At 41.1% G+C, this 20,049-nt stretch carries 14 protein-coding genes and 1 pseudogene; 5 read left to right on the forward strand and 10 right to left on the reverse strand.

Annotated elements, in window-relative coordinates:
• Window positions 1-73 precede the first annotated feature (73 nt).
• The 5 genes from PALPR_RS08075 (at window position 74) to PALPR_RS16070 (ending at window position 1,860) form a co-directional block, all read left to right on the forward strand.
• Window positions 74-316 (forward strand): hypothetical protein, encoded by a 243-nt coding sequence (locus PALPR_RS08075; RefSeq protein ID WP_041620337.1) that lies wholly within the window; start codon window positions 74-76, stop codon window positions 314-316.
• Window positions 313-501 (forward strand): hypothetical protein, encoded by a 189-nt coding sequence (locus PALPR_RS08080; protein WP_041620338.1) that lies wholly within the window; start codon window positions 313-315, stop codon window positions 499-501. Before PALPR_RS08075 ends, PALPR_RS08080 begins: the two co-directional genes overlap by 4 nt.
• Before the next feature lie 351 nt (window positions 502-852).
• Window positions 853-1,194, forward strand: a complete 342-nt coding sequence (locus tag PALPR_RS16170; RefSeq protein WP_148226446.1) for a response regulator — start codon at window positions 853-855, stop codon at window positions 1,192-1,194.
• The gene (locus tag PALPR_RS16065) at window positions 1,082-1,516 is read left to right on the forward strand and encodes a sigma-54 factor interaction domain-containing protein (RefSeq protein ID WP_245544407.1); all 435 of its coding nucleotides are present in this window, start codon (window positions 1,082-1,084) and stop codon (window positions 1,514-1,516) included. Before PALPR_RS16170 ends, PALPR_RS16065 begins: the two co-directional genes overlap by 113 nt.
• Window positions 1,517-1,662: 146 nt before the next feature.
• Window positions 1,663-1,860: a helix-turn-helix domain-containing protein gene (locus tag PALPR_RS16070; protein WP_245544408.1), complete on the forward strand. Its 198-nt coding sequence runs from the start codon at window positions 1,663-1,665 to the stop codon at window positions 1,858-1,860.
• 285 nt (window positions 1,861-2,145) lie between these two features.
• Here PALPR_RS16070 and PALPR_RS08090 read toward each other — a convergent pair whose 3' ends face one another.
• From PALPR_RS08090 to PALPR_RS08130, 10 genes and pseudogenes are all read right to left on the reverse strand, one after another.
• Window positions 2,146-4,206 (reverse strand): hypothetical protein, encoded by a 2,061-nt coding sequence (locus PALPR_RS08090; RefSeq protein ID WP_013445132.1) that lies wholly within the window; start codon window positions 4,204-4,206, stop codon window positions 2,146-2,148.
• Window positions 4,207-4,313: 107 nt separating this feature from the next.
• Window positions 4,314-6,923: a glycoside hydrolase family 31 protein gene (locus PALPR_RS08095; protein WP_013445133.1), complete on the reverse strand. Its 2,610-nt coding sequence runs from the start codon at window positions 6,921-6,923 to the stop codon at window positions 4,314-4,316.
• Between the two features lie 299 nt (window positions 6,924-7,222).
• On the reverse strand, window positions 7,223-8,440 hold the full coding sequence (locus tag PALPR_RS15375) for an endo-1,4-beta-xylanase (protein ID WP_013445134.1): 1,218 nt from the start codon (window positions 8,438-8,440) through the stop codon (window positions 7,223-7,225).
• A gap of 208 nt (window positions 8,441-8,648) precedes the next feature.
• Entirely contained in the window at window positions 8,649-11,093 is a 2,445-nt protein-coding gene (locus PALPR_RS08105) for a glycoside hydrolase family 31 protein (protein ID WP_041620821.1), read from the reverse strand.
• A 20-nt stretch (window positions 11,094-11,113) separates the two neighbouring features.
• Window positions 11,114-12,907: an NPCBM/NEW2 domain-containing protein gene (locus PALPR_RS08110; RefSeq protein ID WP_013445136.1), complete on the reverse strand. Its 1,794-nt coding sequence runs from the start codon at window positions 12,905-12,907 to the stop codon at window positions 11,114-11,116.
• Between the two features lie 47 nt (window positions 12,908-12,954).
• Window positions 12,955-14,784, reverse strand: coding sequence for a glycoside hydrolase family 2 protein (locus PALPR_RS08115; RefSeq protein ID WP_013445137.1), 1,830 nt, complete (start codon window positions 14,782-14,784; stop codon window positions 12,955-12,957).
• Window positions 14,785-14,800: 16 nt separating this feature from the next.
• A complete protein-coding gene (locus PALPR_RS08120; RefSeq protein WP_013445138.1) occupies window positions 14,801-16,183 on the reverse strand; it encodes a glycoside hydrolase family 43 protein in 1,383 nt (460 codons plus the stop codon).
• A 21-nt stretch (window positions 16,184-16,204) separates the two neighbouring features.
• Window positions 16,205-17,188 carry a carbohydrate-binding protein gene (locus PALPR_RS16175; protein ID WP_419185429.1) on the reverse strand — a complete coding sequence of 328 codons (984 nt, stop codon included), beginning with the start codon at window positions 17,186-17,188 and terminating at the stop codon, window positions 16,205-16,207.
• A 168-nt stretch (window positions 17,189-17,356) separates the two neighbouring features.
• Window positions 17,357-17,965, reverse strand: a pseudogene (locus PALPR_RS16180) (family 43 glycosylhydrolase); the annotation flags it as partial.
• 28 nt (window positions 17,966-17,993) lie between these two features.
• Window positions 17,994-20,036, reverse strand: coding sequence for an NPCBM/NEW2 domain-containing protein (locus PALPR_RS08130; RefSeq protein WP_013445140.1), 2,043 nt, complete (start codon window positions 20,034-20,036; stop codon window positions 17,994-17,996).
• Window positions 20,037-20,049: the final 13 nt, after the last annotated feature.

A 20,049-nucleotide genomic window follows, 5' to 3' on the forward strand; every position in this document is an offset into this window, starting at 1 on the left:
CTGCTTATGGCATCTTCATTATTCTCTTTAAAGTTGAAAATCATCACGGGCTTCATAACACTAGTGCTACTGTTTGTGGTTCTTCTCATTGCTGACTTATCGAGAAAACAACCGTTTTTCGCTCATAGACAAGTACTCCAAAACTGCACTGATACAACAAAAACAAGGCGAGGCTATTATTGTACAAATACTCGACATTGCTCTATTGAGCGAGCAAGCCATTATCTGGGACGAGAATGACATCACCACTTACCAGGGAAAACGAGATGAAGTCATGAGCTCGTTGAAAAGGCTACAAAATCAATTGCTGGAATGAAGTCAACATCGCCGTATTTGTTCTATTCTCACCTTACTTTCGGTCAAAAAAAAACTCAGACCCTTGCCATCGTGGAAGATTTGAAAGAGTTGCGGGCTAGCAAGAAACTGATAAGTGAATGGATGCCTAACATTATTCAACAGACAAAACAAAATAAACAAAAGCTAGCGGAGCATAGAAGATGAATGAAACTATCCTACATAAAAATCAAGATAGTTCCGGTATCCTATCCCACTCTTTAGCGAACAACATGCTGCATATACAGAAGAAAAAAAGTGAGCTATTACTTTTACACATGGACAGCCTAAACAGGTAGAATACCCAAATAGGCCGGTTAATAACGGAGTTCTACCATACAGCACAACTAAATGCGAAAGAAAAGTCGGACACCTATTTTCTCGGACAGGAAAAAACTTTAAGGCTTATCTCCTACCTTGGTATTGGTACCATCCTATTTGCTATTGGGTTCTACCTTATCCTGCATATTGATATAAAAAAAGGATGCGATACCGGATTCAACTAGTGATGGTGACGGCGTGGAAGATATATTGAAGTGGATGAACAAACAACAAATTCGCATCCCTTTTATTGTGATGACAGAATACTCCGGTATATCTTCTGCTGTACAGGCCATGAAACTTGGTGCGGAGGACTATCTACCTAAGCCCGGAAATCCTGATAAGCTTTACAGTCTGCTTAGGGAACTGTTTCAACGAAAAAATAAACCAGAACGTACTATTATCTTTCGGCGCGAGAGTAAAGCCAGTGGCACGGAGCATTCATGCTGCAAGTCAACGGGCAAGTCAACCTTTCGTAGCCATCGATTGCGGGGCTATCCCGAAAGAATTGGCGGCTTCGGAGTTCTTTGGACACACTAAGGGAGCGTTCACAGGAGCAACGGATGACAAACATGGCGTACTAAATAGTGCCAATGGAGGGACACTGTTTCTGGACGAGGTATGTAATCTTCCGTACGAGATACAGGCATTATTGCTAAGGGCATTGCAAGAACGCAGCTATCGCCCAATTGGAGGTAAATTGGAATTGAAGACCAATGTACGGATTATTGCTGCGAGTAACGAACATATTGGAAAAGCGATTGAAACGGGACGTTTCCGGGAAGATTTGTACCACGCCTCTGTGAATTCACCATCACTGTTCCCTCTCTCGCAGAATGTAGGGAAGATATTCTGCCACTAGCAGAATTCTTCCGGGGACAGAGTTGTATAGAATTTAGTAAAAAAGTCATCCGATTTGATGTGGAGACACAGAAAATAATGCAAGCTTATGAATGACCTGGAAATGTGCGGGAACTTCGGCATTGTGTCCGCAGTGCGGTACTATTGGTGGATAACGATACAGTTGGGAAAAAAGAACTGTATATTGACTTACAAGTAACGGCTGACGGTTATGCTCTAAAAGCCGGAAACGAAGAACGGGAACACATTATCAAAGCACTTGATGCGACCCGGAATAACAAGGACCTGACCGCTAACTTACTAAAAATTAGTCGCCCCACGCTTTATAAAAAAATGAGTTACTAAATCGTTACTAATAGAAATAATTGAATAATTAATTACCTGATAATTACGGAATAAAGGAGGAAAAGTTCATTTTTCTTCCTCTCTGCAAAATTTACCAACATCAAATAAAAACTCATGAGATTGAAAATGTTGCATTGCATTTTCAATCCCGTGAGTTTTTTCTATATCATCCTTTTGCATGAGCTAATTATCCGTAGTGGATTCACAATGCCGCAAATAAAAAGGCACAATTTCTTGTGCCTTTTTGATATCAGAATTATTTGAGAGCATGTCTCTACAGTTTGATTATTCTGCTGGTGATAACACTACTTTATAGGTTTTAATCAACCCTTTATAATCGCATTTAATCACAGCGGTACCAGTTTTCGAATCAGCCTGAGTAATATTTATTTTTACAGCAGGGTTGCTCGAAGAAGCTGTTACATTTGGTGTTGCAGTAGCACTGGCTGGAACTTTGTAAGTAGCCTGATAAATATCATACCCAACAATACCGTTGGCATTTGTAGATCTAACCGGAGTTTCAGGCACAACTATCGCTTCACCGTTCACCTTAATGCTTACACGAGGTGTAACAGGACGAACAATTTCCTTTTTGGCGGAGCTGAATCCTAATCCAATTAAATCGAATAGGCCTTCATTTTCAGCACCTTCTGCTACAAGGTATACAGCATGTTTCTTTCCTAGTTTATCAACAACTGATGAAACATCTATCGTAAACTTTGTGGTTTCCTGAACTGAATTTGCAGGAACATCAATCACGCCTATTTTTTTACCTTTCCATGTAGCATTGTCCCACGGTCCGTCTATCCAAACGTTGACTTTAAATGCATTTTTGGTTTTTGGAGTAAGGAAAAGATTGAAAGCGGTTTTGTTTCCAACTTTTACACCTTCAAAAGCTTTCAATCCTTTAGTATCTTTGGCAAGACCTCCAAAACCGAAATATTTATATCCAATAATGTTACCATTCTTTACCGCGGTTATAGGCATATTGTTGTCCCAAATATCCCACGAATCCTGTTGACTTCCAATGTTTGAAAGATAGCAAGCATATCCGGCTGAATAGTATTGATAAGGATCAAGACCATAAATATGGAAACCTTCAGAAGTAACTTCTGCTCCGGTATACTCTTTACTCTGACTATCTTTAGCAGTCCATATATTATCTTTCGCATAAGGGTCATATGCTCTGATAACAACTTTTCCTCCATCGGTTACCGATTTCTTATCCCACTTAATAGTGACCGGAGCAACCATTGCCTGACGAGCATATCCGAATCCTCTAGGTGGTCTGTGATAGAAAACATACCATTGATTATTGATTTGCTGGATACTACCATGGGTATTGTGTCCTGCATTGGTTGTTTGAAGCTTAGTTCCATCCTCATTCAGAACAACACCACGTGAATCTACAAGTACACCGCCACTTTTCCATGGGCCTAGCGGTGAATCGCTAAATGCATAACGCAAAGCAGAGTTCGATCTGCCTAATCCATATTCAGTACCTGAATATCCGCTATACACCCAAATGTATTTGTTATCTATCTTGCGTATAGAAGCAGCTTCAAAAAAGGCGAATGAAGTAGCATCCTGATCCGGATAAACATTGGTTTGAAAACGATTAATAGCCTGAGTTCCGGGCTTGAGTGAATACATCGTTTTTTGATCCAACTCACCTGCGGACGAGGTTTGGAATCCCCAGTAACCATAAACACGATATCCCTTCTCAAAATCTGGATCTTTTTTATCAGTAACGTAATCAACAAGTATTCCAGGATCAAATCCCAAGGTACTCCCCGGAATTGTTTTGGTTCCATCTTGTGTAATATTGACAGGAGTAAATGGTCCATCAGGACGATCGCCTTTACAAACCATTGCTTCTCTGTTACGACCGCGGCTATGTGGGTACAAATAATATACCTTTTTGCCGTCTTTCCCTTTTACTTCAACCAAGTCGGGAGCATACATTACATCCCACTGTCCATCGATCGGATAGGTAAAAATAGGGCCTTCATCGCGCCAGCTGGTCAGATCCTCAACAGGTGCCGACCAAGCCCGAATGTCAGGGCCACAATAGCTATTAAATCTGACATCGTGCGAACCGATAATATAAGCACGGTATTTCCCGGGATTGTCCGGATCTTCAAAAACACGTGGTTCTCCGTCCGGCAAATGTTCCCACAACGGTAAGTAAGGATTACCTGCTAAAGTATGCGTGAATTTGTTACTCGACTTGGCTTTTGTAGCAGAAGTGGTTTGTGCTTTAACTCCATTTACCACAAACAAAAACATAGCGGTAAACAATGACATCGCCAATGTTTTTTTTAAAATAGAAAAGTTTCTTTTCATTCTTGATTTTTATATAATGTTTATAATTAGTTATTTTCGGATTAATTGTTCTCTTTTTTTGATTTTGCCTTAATAGATATCATTCAAGGCTATTTATAGACGATCAATCAGAAACTAAGTTTAATTTGTTTGCCCAGATACGAGACTTTTTTTCCGGCTGCATTGGTATTTATTCCAAAGCCTTTATTCTCATCAACTAATACAACATTAAAGATTCGTTTCTTCAGGCTGCCCGAATAATTTCCTTTTTTGTCTCCAATGGTAAGCGATTGAGTCTTCTCATTCCAATGGAAAGAAATAGTGGAGTATTTACCTTTTTCGTAATTGTAATTATCGCCTTCGTCTTCATACAATGTAAATCCACCATTGGCACCTTTGTAAATCCGAATTTCAAGCGTGTCAGATTTTTCGGCAGTAGATTGAATAATTTTACCCATCGGAATAATAGAGCCCGCTTTTACAAACAAAGGAATTCTATCCAACGGAGCAGCCGTTTTCACCGTTTGTCCACCTTTGAATTGTTTCCCTGTCCAGAAATCAAACCAACCTGCAGATTTAGGTAAATAAACATTCCATTCAGTTGCATTGGCTTCGGTCACAGGTGCTGTCAGAATTGATTTACCAAACATATACTGGAACTGACGGCTAACCGCATCAGCATCTCCATTAAAGTCCATCACTAACGGACGCATCATAGTTGAACCATTTTTGGTAACCTGCCATGCTTCGGAATAAATATACGGAAGCAATCGGTAACGCAGATTCAGCATTTTACGCATATTGTCTTCTACTTTCTGCCCAAATTTCCAAGGTTCGGTTTCTGTTTGATAACCATGCATACGGAAAATCGGACTCATTGCGCCCCACTGATACCAGCGGGTCAATAGTTCGTGGTATTTTTCGTCGGTGTATTGCGTACGTCCGGGACGGAAAAATCCACCTATATCGGTAGTCCAGTATGGCATTCCGGTGATGGTATAGTTTAATCCGGCCACAATTTGATTTCTGAACACATCCCATGTATAACCAATATCACCGGACCAATTGATGACACCGTAACGTTGCTGTCCTGAGAAAGCCGAACGGGTAAGTATACAAACCCGCTTGTCGGACGAAGCTTCGCGCTGCCCTTCATACACAGCCTGACTAACCATCAGTGGATAAGTTAGACGATAAAAGTCACCTGCTCCTATAAATGTTTTTTCTCCTTTCAAAGCATCATTTTCGGGCTCTACAGCATCCATCCACCATGAATCAACTCCATTATCAAACATATTTACTTTCAATGTATTCCAATATTCTTTCCGGGTTTCAGGATTAAAATAATCCAACCATTTAGTGTTGGGGATAAATCGGTTTTTAGCCACATACTCTTTTCCTATTGCTGAATTCTTATCAGGGTTCGACCAGATTGAGATATTAAAGTGTGCATTCAAATCATGTAATTCCTTGATAAAACCAGCTGGATTTGGGTAATTCTTTTCATCAAACTGAGGAACTCCCCAGCCTCTGTTGCCCCAGTATTGCCAATCCTGAACGATTACATCCACCGGAAGATTCCTTTTGCGAAATTCTTTAATTGTTTCTACCAAATGCGTTCCAGATGTGTAACGCTCCCGACATTGCCAGAAACCATAAGCCCATTTAGGGAACATGGGTGCATTGCCCGATAAATTCCGGTAAGAAGCAATCACATCATCGGCGGATGGTCCGTAAAACACAATATAATCCAAAGCCTTAGCAACCGGCGAGCGGAATGTAGCAGAATTGTCGCTCTGTCTCCACGACAGTTTAGGTGTATTATTCGATTTACAAAGCACTTGGACCTGATGTTCACCTGCTTTTAGATTGACCAATGCTCCGGCAGTAGGTGGAAGCCACATATTGCTTTGATCCATGCAAGGCTTTCCATCTATGACCACAAAATGACGGTTACCCATATCGCCAAGATCAAGGAAAATGGAATATTCACCGTCAGCAGGGACATTAAACTTCCCTTGGTATAATGATTGATTCTGGGATACTTTTTGGGTTCCGGAAGTAGTAGTTACCTCTGCCATTTGAGCATTTCCGTTGGTTGATTGCTCTTGTTTGTTTAAAGCAATAGAATTATCCGCCGGATTAAAATCGGTAAGGCCGTACTGATGCCACAACAAACCATATCCTTTGCTTGAATAAATGAACGGAATAGCAATCTGCGTATTTACCTGTGTCAGCCTACGAGCTACATTTTTCAGGTTATATTGTCCATCCTGAAATTGTCCCAAGCCAAAAACTGACTCGTCTGCAGGCGATTCAAAACTTTGCTCAACAGCAAAACAGGATTCGCCCTGAATAACATCAGGAGTGAGTTTACGGGTTCCGGCTTTCTCGCTCAGAAAAACCTTGCCGGTCTTGTCAGCATACGATAGTGTACCGGTTTGCTTATCCAGCAATACGGTAATTTTAGGTACTTTAATTTCAAGTTTGGAAGGCGAATCGACAACCTGAAAAACAGGATTTACTGTCCCTGCTGTAAAAACAAGCTCCGGTAAATTTCCCTCTGACACTTTGTAAAATTTAATTCTTACGGCATTGTCGGACAAAGGAGAAATGCTGAGCGTTCCATCCGCTAAGGTCACATTTACCCGGTCGGATAATTGTTTGAAGCTTTTTACAATTTGCCCCTGACATAGAAGAGGAAAAAGTCCAGCTAATAATAAAAATTTTAATTTCATATTTTGTTGATATTTATGTATTAGTTTTCTTATTACATGTTGATTTACAGCACATAGACTGAGTGAAAACTTGACTTTCTGTCGAAATATCTTTTGAATTAAAAGTAAATGTTTTACGATACCATCCCACCCCTCCTACTGTATATACCCGGTGGCAGTAGTTTTCTTGCTTTCCTTCGAAGAATTACTGAGTCAAAAAGCAGGTAATAAATAACAGTATTATCGGGGTGCGATGGTTCATAATTATTTGATTTTATGTTTATTCTTATAAAAACAAATTTACTTATAGAAAAACAGATTTATTTCGCTTTGCTTGCTTCAATAACCGCTTTATAGGCTGGTTTTGGATTCAATTCTCCATCAAATAAAAGCGCATCCTGTCCACGACGCCATGAGCGAGTATCGCTAAGTCCCCAGAAAGTTACACGTTCAATCACCTTGGAATGTTTCATGAAAATTTCGAATAGTTTCTTGTATACTTCAGCTTGTTTTATATAGTTTTCAACCGGAATTTTTCTGTCGCCCTGATTCACGCTAAAAGCACCACTGTTCTCCCCAGTTGCAGTTACGTCAAGTTCTGTGATAGAGACCTTCAATCCCAACGATGCGTAGTTTTCAATGGCTTTTTCAACGTCGGCAAGGTTAGTATCCAAGTGCCAGTGTCCTTGAATTCCAACACCTGTGATAGGAGCACCTTCTTTGATGAGACGCTTAAGCAACAACATAGAGCTTGCGTGTTTTCCTTTGTTTTGAACTGCACCCTGTTCGATGTTGTAGTCGTTATAGTATAATTTAGCTTTAGGGTCGGCTTCATGCGCCCATTTAAATGCTTTGGCTAATACTTCCGGTCCAACAACTTTATACCAACTGAAATTTCGAAGGTTCTCTGTAGAACCATCACCACCATCGGCAATAGATTCATTGAACACATCCCAACCAATAATGCGTCCTTTGTATCGTCCAACCACAGTTTTGATATGTTTTTCCAAACGCTCCAGCGCAACTTCTTTGCTCGCCAAATCCCCTTTGATACCGCGTGCCCACATTTCATCCATTGTAGGACGTGGTGCATTTGGATCAAAATTCGGTCTTGCTCCCGGTCGTCTTGGAGGCTGACCTTGTTGAGGTTGTTGAGTTTCTTCTGTTTTTGGGTTTACTGCCTGAAAAAACCAGTTCGGAGTCTGTGAATGCCAGCCTAAAGTATGTCCCCATACTTTTAACCCGTTTTTCTGACACCAATCAAGCATCGCATCGGCTGTTTTGAAGTTATAAACATCTTCCGATGGATGAAGCGACTGCGGTTTCATGCAGTTTTCAGGAGTAACGATGTCGTACTGCGCTTTAATACTTGCCTGATAGGCATCATTATTCGATGTAAGATCATCAGCACAACCGATAAGAAATTTTCCGTGAAATGCTTGTTTTAGCGTCTTCAGGGACGCATTGTCCTGACCATGTACAGAGACTGCTAAAGCCTCAATCAGGATAAATCCTGCAATAAAAAATTTTTTCATCATAATGTATTATATTTAGTTAGTTATTATTGACTAATAGTTAAATAGCTATATTTTCTCAATAATTTTGTGCTTTTGACATGCTGCCAATCAGTTTTGAAGGTTATATCTCTAAATATGCTTTAGTGGCTTGGCTTCAGCTAAAAAGCTAAAACCAAGTACAACTAAAACACAGATCAAAAACTGATTAATCTGTAAATCAATAGCATTTTTATAGTTTAACTACAACTTTTTTTCCAGTGTAAGTTACTGCTTTCTCAATTTTCTTACCTGCTGCAATCACTGCAACATTAAATTTTCGAGAAGTAATCATTCCGGGGAACGAGCCTTTTCGATTATTAATAATTAATGATTTACTGGCGTCATTCCAGGTAAAAGTAATGGTTGAGTAAGCCCCTTTTTCATAATTGTAATTATCGTTTTCATCTTCGTACAGGCTAAATTCTCCATTGGCTCCCGGATAAACACGGATTTCCAGATTATCCCATTTCTTTTCAGTAGCATACTGTACCTGAGGTCCGAATGGAATGATACTTCCAGCCTTAATGAACAAAGGAATTTCATCGATAGTGGTTGATTTGGTTATTTCCTGACCACCTTTCACTTTCTCGTTCGTCCAGAAATCGTACCATGAAGTTCCTTCCGGAAGATAAACTTTAGTCGATTTTGGTTGAGCAAAGCTTACAGCTTGATTTTTTGCATTGTCAGTAGCTTCTTTCTTATCCCAACCGGTTTCTGCATTGGCTCTTAAGATGGTTTCCGGAGTATATTGAGCATTTACAATCGGAGCCACCAATATCGATTTTCCAAACATATATTCGTTGTTCGTATTCACTACATTTTTATCACTAAAATCCATAACCAATGCACGCATCATAGTAGATTGACTGTTGGTGATATCCCAAGCGGCTGAATAAATGTATGGCAACAAGGAGTAACGTAAATCAATCGATTTTGCTATCGCATCGTAAATAGGCTCTCCTTTTTTTCCGAAGTTATAAATTTCTCTTGGTATGTCAGTTCCGTGTGAACGCATCATAGGCGTAAATGCGCCAAACTGAAGCCAGCGAACGTACAATTCCTGAAAAGCAGGATTCTTAGCACCTTCGTTCCAACCTCTGTTATATGCGCTGGCAAAGAAACCTCCTATATCTGTATTCCAGTAAGGAATAGCACTCATTGAGAAGTTAAGACCAGCCGGAATTTGGTTGCGAAGCGATTGCCATGATGAATTTACATCGCCCGACCAGGTATTGGCTCCATAGCGTTGTTGGCCGGCAAATGCTGAGCGGGTTAGGATAAACACACGTTTATCTGAACTTGTAGCGCGTTGATGTTCAGAAACACCTCCTACCGTCATCAACGGGAAAGCATTGCGAACTTTACGGAATGAACCCAGATAGGTTTTCAAGTCGAAATCTGAAGGTTTGAAATCTAAATGATCCGGCTCGGAAGAATCCATCCACCAACCGTCGATTCCCACCGAGAAAAGCCCTTTGTTCAGGTATTTCCAGTAAATATCACGCGCTTCGGGATTATATACATCATAAGGTTCAACACCTGAAGGATATTCACGATTCGGTGGCCAAGCTTCCAAACCTGATTGAGGCCATGTGCCAAAATTTAAAAGCATACCTTTTGGTTTCATTTCGCGGTATTGCTTGGTTTGAGGGCCAAAAGAATTCCAGATAGAAATAATTACGTGTGCGTTTTGCTTGTGAATATCTTCAACCATCTTCTTTGGAGCCGGAAATTCAGTGTTGAGAAAATCCATAGCATTCCACAAGTAGTTGTTGCCCCAATATTGCCAATCCTGAATAATACCATCGAGTGGAACGCCCAATTCACGGTATTTATTCACTACACCCACCAATTCGTTCTGGCTTTTGTAGCGTTCTTTACTTTGCCAGTAACCAAATGTCCACAATGGGAACATCGGAGCCTGACCGCTCAAATCACGCATGCAGGCAATGGAACCATCAATGCTTCCACCCAGCATGAAATAGTAATCAATGCAATCTCCCACATCCGATCTGAATGAAGTGCTTTCGGGCTTATCTTCAAAAGTTGTTGGAGAGTAATTATCCCAGAACAGACCGTAACCCTTTGTTGAAACAAGGAAAGGAACATAGTCGTCGGTATTACCCTGAACCATGTTGATTTTTTCGTTCCGCAACGATAGTTTACCGCGTTGTTGTTGTCCTAAACCATAAACAGCCTCATCTTTATCGAGTGTGAATGATTGGTTTACGGTGTATGTCTTTGAACCAGCATCGTCGAAATCGGTGAAGGTTGCACTCGCTTCTTTTTCGCTTAAGAGTTTTGCTCCTACAAGCGTTGAATAAGAGACTTTGCCTGATTTCACATCAACATCTACTTTCAACTTGTTACTTTTCAACGAAACGATGTCTCCTTGTTGACTGATTGCCAATTTGGTTGCTTGTGGTTTTTTTATTACCGTCAAGCTTTCTTTTTTAAACGGTTTCCCAACAGGGGACTTCAAAATCCTAACAGTTGTTGGACTAAAAAACTGAATTTCAACATCGGTTGAATTTATTTTTGTTTTTATTCCCAAATCGGTTTTCTGATACGATTGAGCCTGAATACTCACGGCAAGTACCAGCAATAACGATACTAATAGTTTGACTCTTTTCATAAATATATTGTTTTTCATGTTTATTTTATTGGAGTTAGTCGATATAATCCTGCACTGTGTTGAGGTAACTCACGACCAAAGCTACCTTTGAAAGTACCAAGATCTTTGTGACTCCACAAATCATGCACTTTCACTTTGCCTTTCAGACCAATCGATTCGAAATTTATCTTCACCTGAGCTTTCTCCGGAAAATCCATACCACCTTTACTAACAAGCACACCAAAAACTACCGAGCCCTTTTCCTGAGTAACCACTCCGGTAGCAGTAAATGTATCATAACCTTCGGGCAAATCGTAAATAATGACAGATTCTCCGTGAGTACCAATACCTTCAGCAGGTTTATTGTTGATAATTATCGGTCTGTTGTCACAGGTTCGGTTTACCCTTGCTTCGCCCCAACCGGCAGTAGCATTAATCCATTTCAAACTGGTCAGTTTAAGATCTCCTTTAGGTCCGTGAAGAACCGGGTCGACCCACACCACGTGATCCCAATCGAAACCATTGCCACCATCTTTTACAAATAATACAAGTTTCTTTCCGTCTTTTACCGACACTTCCACTTTTTGTGAACTGCCTTTTCCTGCAATTATCGGACTTGAATAGTCAGCATTGCTAAAATCGATATTATCTCCTTTGCTTTGTGCATTGAAAAGCGCGACATATTTATCCTTACTTTTTGGCACATCGGCAGTCCATACAATCAGGTTCTTATCGCGTGACACCTGACGATTGTTGGTACTTTGTTGGTTTACCTTCAACATTTCGGGGTTGGTAAGCATTTCCTTCGTGAAATCATCCAGCTTAGTCATATCACCACCAAAAATAAGTGGCGAGCGACCGATAGCCCACATACTCATAAGAGTATATTGCTCATTCTTTGTGAAGTTTGTAGGACGCGTAAATTCAACAATTCCAATCGGAAGCATATCTGCATCAGGAAAATGTCCGGGTCCGCGGTAAGGAGTCCATGCATCAAGCCTTTCGAACATAGCAAGGAGCAAGCCCCATCTATCCCAAAAATCGTCAGTGATACGCCACATATTGGCATGGTTCATCACATGTTCACCCATTTTCACCGGCGTTGCACCGGGTGATAAGCTTAAAATAATTTGACGATCTGTTTTATCAATCGCTTTTCGGAGGGCTTCAACCTCTGCTTTTTGAACATCATCATATGGGCGCGAAATATCGTCGCACTTAATAATATCAACACCCCAGTCGGCATACATCTTAACAATAGAATTGTAGTAAGCCTGTCCCTCCGGCTTTGTAGCATCCACGCCGTACATATCCGGATTCCAGGAACAGGTAGAACTCTTAACGGCAATATCCTGCGCTTTGACCGTGGTTCCAAGTACAGGTGTGTTTTTTTCAACAGCCTGACGTGGAATACCGCGCATAATGTGGATTCCAAACTTAAGTCCTTTGGAATGAACATAATCTGCCAGAACTTTGAAACCTACGCCATTAGCCGCTGATGGAAATTTCTTCAAACCCGGGGTTAAACGTCCATATTCATCCATTGTTAGCGTAGCCTTTGGATCATAGGCATGCCCTTTAGCCTCCGGTTCATACCATTGAATATCCACCGTGAGGTATTTGTACCCGCTTGGCAAAAGATACTTAGCCATGGCGTCCGCCTGCTCTTTGATTTGTTGTTCGGTCACAGTCGTACCAAAACAATCCCAGCTATTCCAGCCCAATGGAGGAGTTGGTGCCCATGTGTGATATTTTTTTTGAGTCTGAGCCGTAACGCTTAATATGCTCATAGCATAACATAGAACTAACGGAACAAGTGATTTTTTTAATTTCATATGATTCTAAAAATTATATAGTTAGCAAAAAATCTAATTTAATCTTCTTATTTCTTCTTATAATATTTTTGTAAGACAAAAAAGGCTCTTTTTTTAATTCCTTTTTCTGAGATAAGTCCCTTGCGATTCCACCCATCCTGAACATTAGGCAATTGCCTAAGCGGTGTCATGAAATCAGTCAAAATCCAGGGTGTTAAGCCGGCCAGTCCATCAATGCGATCAAACATGGCAAGATTCTCTTTGTATAGATTTTCCTGATAGTTTTCGCTCCAACGGGTGAGGCTATCGCCATAAAATCCCTGCAAGGCATCGCCACCAAATTCGCTGACAATGACAGGTTTTTCCATACTGGCTTTGTATGTTTTTTTCCTACATTCCTCGGGCAAACCTCCATACCACCCCAAGTATTCGTTAAAACTTATAATATCGAGGTACTTCATTATCGGGTCGCCAAGTGTATAGTCATCATCCGGGTGTCCATCCACAGCCTGATCTTTCTTGCAAGCTGCGCTGAGCAAGCGCGTACTATCCATGCCCCTAACATGTTCCACCAACGAAATCAGAAACTGATTACGGGTAGGCGAAGGCGAAGTTTCGTTGGCTATCGACCAAATAATGGAACTTGCCCGGTTATAATCCCGATTAATGAGTTCGGAGTATTGATCCTTCGCTTTTTGAAGCACCTTGGCATTTCCCCAGTCGATACCCCAATATAAAGGCAGTTCTTCCCAAAGCATGATCCCCATTTCGTCGGCCAGCCGTACAATATTCTCCTGGTGCGGATAATGCGCCAAACGCAGGAAATTACAGCCCAGCTCTTTTGCCCATCCCAACATAAGCCGTGCATCGTCCTTGGAATTTGCTCTGTCTTTGCGAAGCGGATTTTCATCGTGTAACGAAATTCCTTTCAAAAATACAGGCTTGCCATTGAGCAAAATTTGCTTACCTTTTGCTTCAATTGTTCTAAACCCAATCCGGTCTGTCACCTTATCCGTTCCCGATTCAATGGTAACATCATAGAGCTTTGGATTTTCGGGTGACCATAATTCGAGTTTGTTCGAAGCCAAGCTAAACTTGCAAGAACCTGTCGAATCAATAGTTACTTCCTTCACTACTTTAAGTTCAGGAATTGTTACTCTGGCTTTTTGTCCGGCAGCTTTTCCGTTAAGCGTCAAGCTTCCTTTAATGATTTTAGTTTTACTGTTAAGCGTTGTTTTATCCAGTGACAAAAAATAGTTACTGATAAAAGTCGTCGGCACTTCAATCAATTTCACATCGCGGGTTATTCCTCCGTGATTAAACCAGTCGGTTACTTTACCCGGAATATAATCGCTTGCCCGTGTGTTACTCACTCCTATTATCAAATAGTTGTCTTTATCTTTAATCAGCTTGGTGATTTCAAAACAAAAAGGAGTGAATCCACCTTCGTGTTTTCCTAAAATCTTCCCATTAAAAGTTACCGTACTAAGATAATTAGCCGCTCCAAAATAGACAAAATACCGCTTGTCTTTTGAGATATTCTCCTGATCGAATGTTTTCCGATACCAAATCGTTCCCTCTAAGTAGAACAGTTCAGGTTTCTGGGTGTTCCACGATCCCGGAACCCAGAGTGATTCAGCCTGATCAAAGCTATATTCAACCCTATCCGTTTTATCTTTGGGTTTCAAGTTAGTATAAATGGGTAGAAATCCAAGTTGTCCTGCGTCATAATGATCAATTACATATTTCCACTTACCATTTAAACTGGTAGAATTCCGGCTTGAGGTATTGGAAATGATAACATTCTGGCTTCTTAACGGACATAAGAAGATAACCTGAAAAAACAGGAAAAAGCCTATGAAACTTTTAATTTTTATATTTTTTGAAACGAGACCCATCTTTAAAAATTGATTTTTATTTAAAACTCCACCAGTCGAAATTGAACAATTCGCGTCCGGCAGTGATGTTTTGACCGTTGAAATACAGGTAGAGGTCATGTTTGCCCGTAACCTTTTCTTTTATCTCCGACGTAAATGTTTTGAACTTATCCCAGCCACCTGTACGTGGTACGCTGATTGATGAAAGCACTTTGCCTTTTACACTGTCCAGTCGTACTTCCAGAATGCCACCATCAACTCCGGCTGCCAGCGATGCAGTGAAGGATGCAGGTGATTGAGTTCCAAAATCAACCTCGCGAACTTTGATATAACCTTTCTGACGGGTGCCTGACACGTAAATACCGTTATTCTTGTTTTGAGAAATAGTGCATTTTTCCGACCATGCCATTGTTTCGGCCTCTACACGATTGTAGGGATTCACGGTACCTACCGGAGCAGGACCTTCTTTAGTTGCTTTTACCGAAGGAATTGTGCCATCGGGGTTGTAGGTAAATTGCTCGACACAGGCCGCTCTACCATAACTACCACCATTAGGAAGCAAACCGCTATGATAGAAAAGGTATGAGTTTCCTTTGTAGTCGATAATTCCACCATGATTGGTGAAACTGTTCAATTTTTGGTCTTCCATAATCTTTCCCTGATATTTCCAGGGTCCAATTGGACTTTTGCTTGTTGAATACGAAAGACACTCGCCACCTTTGCCCATTCCGGCGTACATCAAATAATAAATGTCATTGCGTTTGTAAAACCATGGACCTTCCACATAGCTATCCTTGTTCGGATTATCAGTGCTTTTGTTGCCTCTTACTCCACCAAATGATTCTACACTTTGCGGAACCGTAACAATATCGCCCGAATAGGAAATCATGTCTTTGTTGAGCTTTACATAGAACAAACTTCCATTACCCCAGTAAAGATAAGCCTGTCCATCATCGTCAATTGCCACTGTTGGGTCAATATTCGACCAGCTTCCGTTAGCAATCAGCGGCTTTCCTATAGCATCTTTGAAAGGGCCGGTAGGTGAATCGGATACCGCCACACCGATTGACATATCGTTTTTAGTACTTTGTGCACATATATACCAGTAAAACTTACCGTTACGTTCGATACACTGAGCAGCCCATGCACGGTCGCGTGCCCACGAGAACGATTCAAGCGAGATAGGCGATCCGTGATCTGTCCAATTCACCATGTCGGTGGTTGAAAGAATTCTCCATTTGGTCATGTAGTAAAAGTCGGTTCCGGGGATGTCATCTCCCACATAAGCATAAACCGTACCCTTGTACACCATTGGAGCAGGATCCGGACCAAAATGAGATTGCATAATCGGATTCTCGGATTTGGCAAAACCAGTGAAAATCAATGAAAATAGAATGATTGAGAAATATTTTTTAAGCATAAGTATAAATTATGGATATTATTAATTCAGTTTCCACCAGTCAAAATTGAACAGATTGCCTTCTCCGCCTTTGAATACGAAGTAAATATCGTGTACACCTTTTGCTCTATTGATCTTTGCCGATTGAACCGCCCATTTAAGAGCATCACCCGTAGTCTTGATATTCAGCGTTCCAATAATAGCCCCTGATTTACTGTCCAAGTGAATTTCGATGCTTCCGCCTTCGGTGGCAGTTGCTACATTAGCCTGGAAATTTTTTGCACCTTTTCCAAAATCAACGCTCCGAACTTTGATATAATCGCCGTTATGAATATCCGTCACATAAACCCCTGTAGTTTCTTGCGCTGCAGTCTCAATACCTTCTTCCCAGGCGATGGTTTCTGCTTCAACCCTGGCAAAAGGATTCAGTTTTGTTACACTTTCATTTACACCTACTTTAGTTGGCTGAATGACCGGAATAGAACCATCTGCATTAAATTTAAATTCCTCAATACATACCGAGCGCTTGAATCCACCTCCGCCTGGCAATCCTGCATTGTGATAAAACAGATACGATTTGCCTTTATAGTCAATGTATCCCGGATGGTTGGTGAATGCGCCATCTTTTGGAATGATACGCATAATGGTATCGCCGTAAACCCATGGGCCGGTTACACTTTTACCTGTGGAATAAGCCAAATGTTCTGGCACACCACCCGCCGGATAAAGCAAATAGTATTTTGAGTTACGTTTGAAAACCCATGGACCTTCTTCGTAAGTGGTGGTTCTTTTTTCAGTTGAATTGACCGTTCCTTTTATTTTGGAAGCAAACCATTCTTTTTTATCTGCCGGAATAAGCTCCGCTCCTTTGGTTGAGTCGTAAGAAATCCAGTCGGCATTAAGCTTGACAGACCAAAGTTCCGATTCACCCCAAACCAAAAACGGTTGTTTCTCATTGTCGATAATAACAGTTGGGTTGATGTTGCCATCGCCACAATGTTCGGTGATGAACGGTTTGCCAAGCACATCTTCGAACGGACCGATAGCCTGAGTACCGACACCCAATCCGATTACTTGTTTGTTGGTGGCTTTATCAACCGCGCTTACAAACCAGTAGTATTTGTTGTTAGGACCTTTGATACTGTGCGAGGCTCGTCCATCGATAGACGAAGCCCACGAGAAGGTTTTATGTGCATTGATAGTGCGTAGTTTGAAGCTTTCATCGGTAAGCGGAACCTGCACAATACCAGCTTTTTCGTCGTACGAAAGCATATCTTTGTTGAGTTTCACATACCAGAGATGCGGATTTCCCCAATACAGATAAGCCTGCCCATCGTCATCGATAAACACGGTTGGATCGATATAGCCATATCCAACAAGCAATGGTTTACCCAGCGCATCCTTGAAAGGGCCGGTTGGACTATCGGAAACCGCCACACCGATGGCATTGCCTCCGTTTTTCATATTCATAGGAACATAAAAATAAAACTTTCCGTTTCTGTAAACACATTGCCCTGCCCAAGCATCACCTCTCGACCAGCTAAAGTCTTTGTAAGAAAGGATGGTACCATGATCGGTCCAGTTCACCATATCGGTTGAAGAATAGCATTTCCAGTCATTCATGGTGAAGAAATTTCTTACTGTTTTATCTTCATCGTGAGTGGTATATAAATACACCGTACCGTTGTGCACCATTGGTGCGGGATCGGCAGTGTAGTTTGTCTGAACAATCGGGTTATCTGCTTTTAATTTCGATGGCACGAGTGCAATCAAAATCAGCACAAGTATGGCTGATATTCTCATTTTCATGATTCTGTATTTTTATTCAAGATTATTTTGTAGCTGTAAATTTATAAAGTAACACTCCGTGAACAGGAACTTTGAGTGCTAGCTGACTTGTTTTAGTTTCGATTGTGCTAATATTTTTTTGTCTCCATACATCACGTACATTAAATTTTCCGTTAAGACCAATTTTATCGAAATCCTTGTATGAAATATCTATAATATCAGCACCTAAATTACAGAATCCAACGGCACGACTGCCATCTTCAAGCTCTTTCACGTAAATACGAAGCTCACCTATGGTTTGTATGCATGTAGCTTGTTTACCAAGCGGATCCTGATTGATTTCAATGACTTCATCATTTGTTAGCAAATTCAAGGTAAAGTCATCCAGTTTTTCCATATCGCAACCAATAAGAAGCGGCGCAGCAAATAAGCTCCATAAACTGATATGAAGATATTGTTCATCGGGTCTAAGTTTGCTTGGATGCGGATTTCCCCAACCTACATGACCAACTACAAGCATATCAGGATCATTCCAATTGCCCGGCTTTGCATAAGCAGCCGATTTATCCTGATCGAGTATAATGCTTTTTACACTAGCCCAGGTATCGGTAATGTCATTGGTGGTGCGCCATAAATTGCCACCAACCGAACCACCCCATTTCCAAACGTCAGACATACCGTACTGACACACGCTAAATACAATATCACGGGGTTGTTGCTTCAATAAATCACCCATTAGCTGAAATGGTTTCATGGCAGTACTCAATACACTACCACCATTGTACGACAAAGACGATACTTTCAATGGATCGTTGTTCGGCAAACCGTTAATCACATTACCATAACTGCACCAGTCGTATTTAAGGTAATCGAAGCCCCATTTGGCATAGCTTTCGGCATCAAGTTTTTCATAACCATAACTTCCGGCACATCCACCACACGTCCATGGGCCGGGACTTGAATACAATCCAATTTTCAGACCAAGTCCATGCACATAATCAGCCAGACCTTTCATATCTACAAAACGTGAGTTTGGAACAATGTTACCTGCCTCATCGCGGAACTTACCACGTATGGATTGATCTTTGGAATCACGGTTGTTTTCCCAGAAGTCATCAATATTGATATAAGTCCAACCGTGGTTGATAAGTCCGCTTTTCACCATGGCGTTGGCTGCTCGTTTCACTTTGTCGGCTGAGACCTCCTGCGCAAAACAGTTCCAGCTATTCCAACCCATCGGTGGAGTAAGTGCAATTTTGTCGCCACATTCTATTTTAAATTTTCTTACTGCCTTGCCTTTCGCATTTTTAGCTTCCAGCGAAACAAGATAAGTACCCACCTTTGTAAGTTTACCAGTAATAAGACCAGTTTGGGTGTTTATCTTCAAGCCCTTCGGCAAACCTGTAGCTGAGAAAGTCATCGGACGATCGCCAGTAGCTGTTACAAGATATTGAAACGGTGAACCAGGACGCACACCAAAAACTTTAGCTCCGGTAATCTTTGGGGTTGATTTAGGAGCAGGAGTAAGAATGTAAGGCTCGGTCGCTACAGGACTGAAAGTTTTAAAAGTACTTACTCCGGTGGTTTCAAACTTTGCATCTACCCAATCAACGTGATCGTAGTAATTGCCGTTTCCTCCATCGGTTACCACCAACTCTAGTTTTTTAACTCCATCAAGCTTCACAGAACAAGGGATGGCAGCATCGCCTAGATGCATTACTCCACTCGCCCATAATTTTTTATTGTCACCATAAACAACAAATTCGGCTGCAGGCCTCTGCCCTTTTACCTCATCGTCTATACCAACCTGAGCTGTAAATAAAGTAGCTTTCCCTTCGAGCAAAATAGTCAACGAGCTTTCAGAATGGCTTCCAAAACCACGCTCGAAAGTTTTACCTGCTATAGTTAGTGGGTGACCATCGAGAGATTTGTTTTTCATTGGAACTCCATAACCCTGAGTTGCTGTGCTAAGATCGAGTTGATCAAGCCATACAGTTTGAGCAGAAACCTGCCCAAAACCCAGCAGACTGGAAATGATTATAAAACCTGCAATAGCAGCTAATCTAATGTTACTTGTTGTTTTCATTAATGTCTTTCTA

Origin of the sequence: Paludibacter propionicigenes WB4 (assembly GCF_000183135.1) — a bacterium.
GTDB classification, from domain to species: Bacteria; Bacteroidota; Bacteroidia; order Bacteroidales; family Paludibacteraceae; genus Paludibacter; species Paludibacter propionicigenes.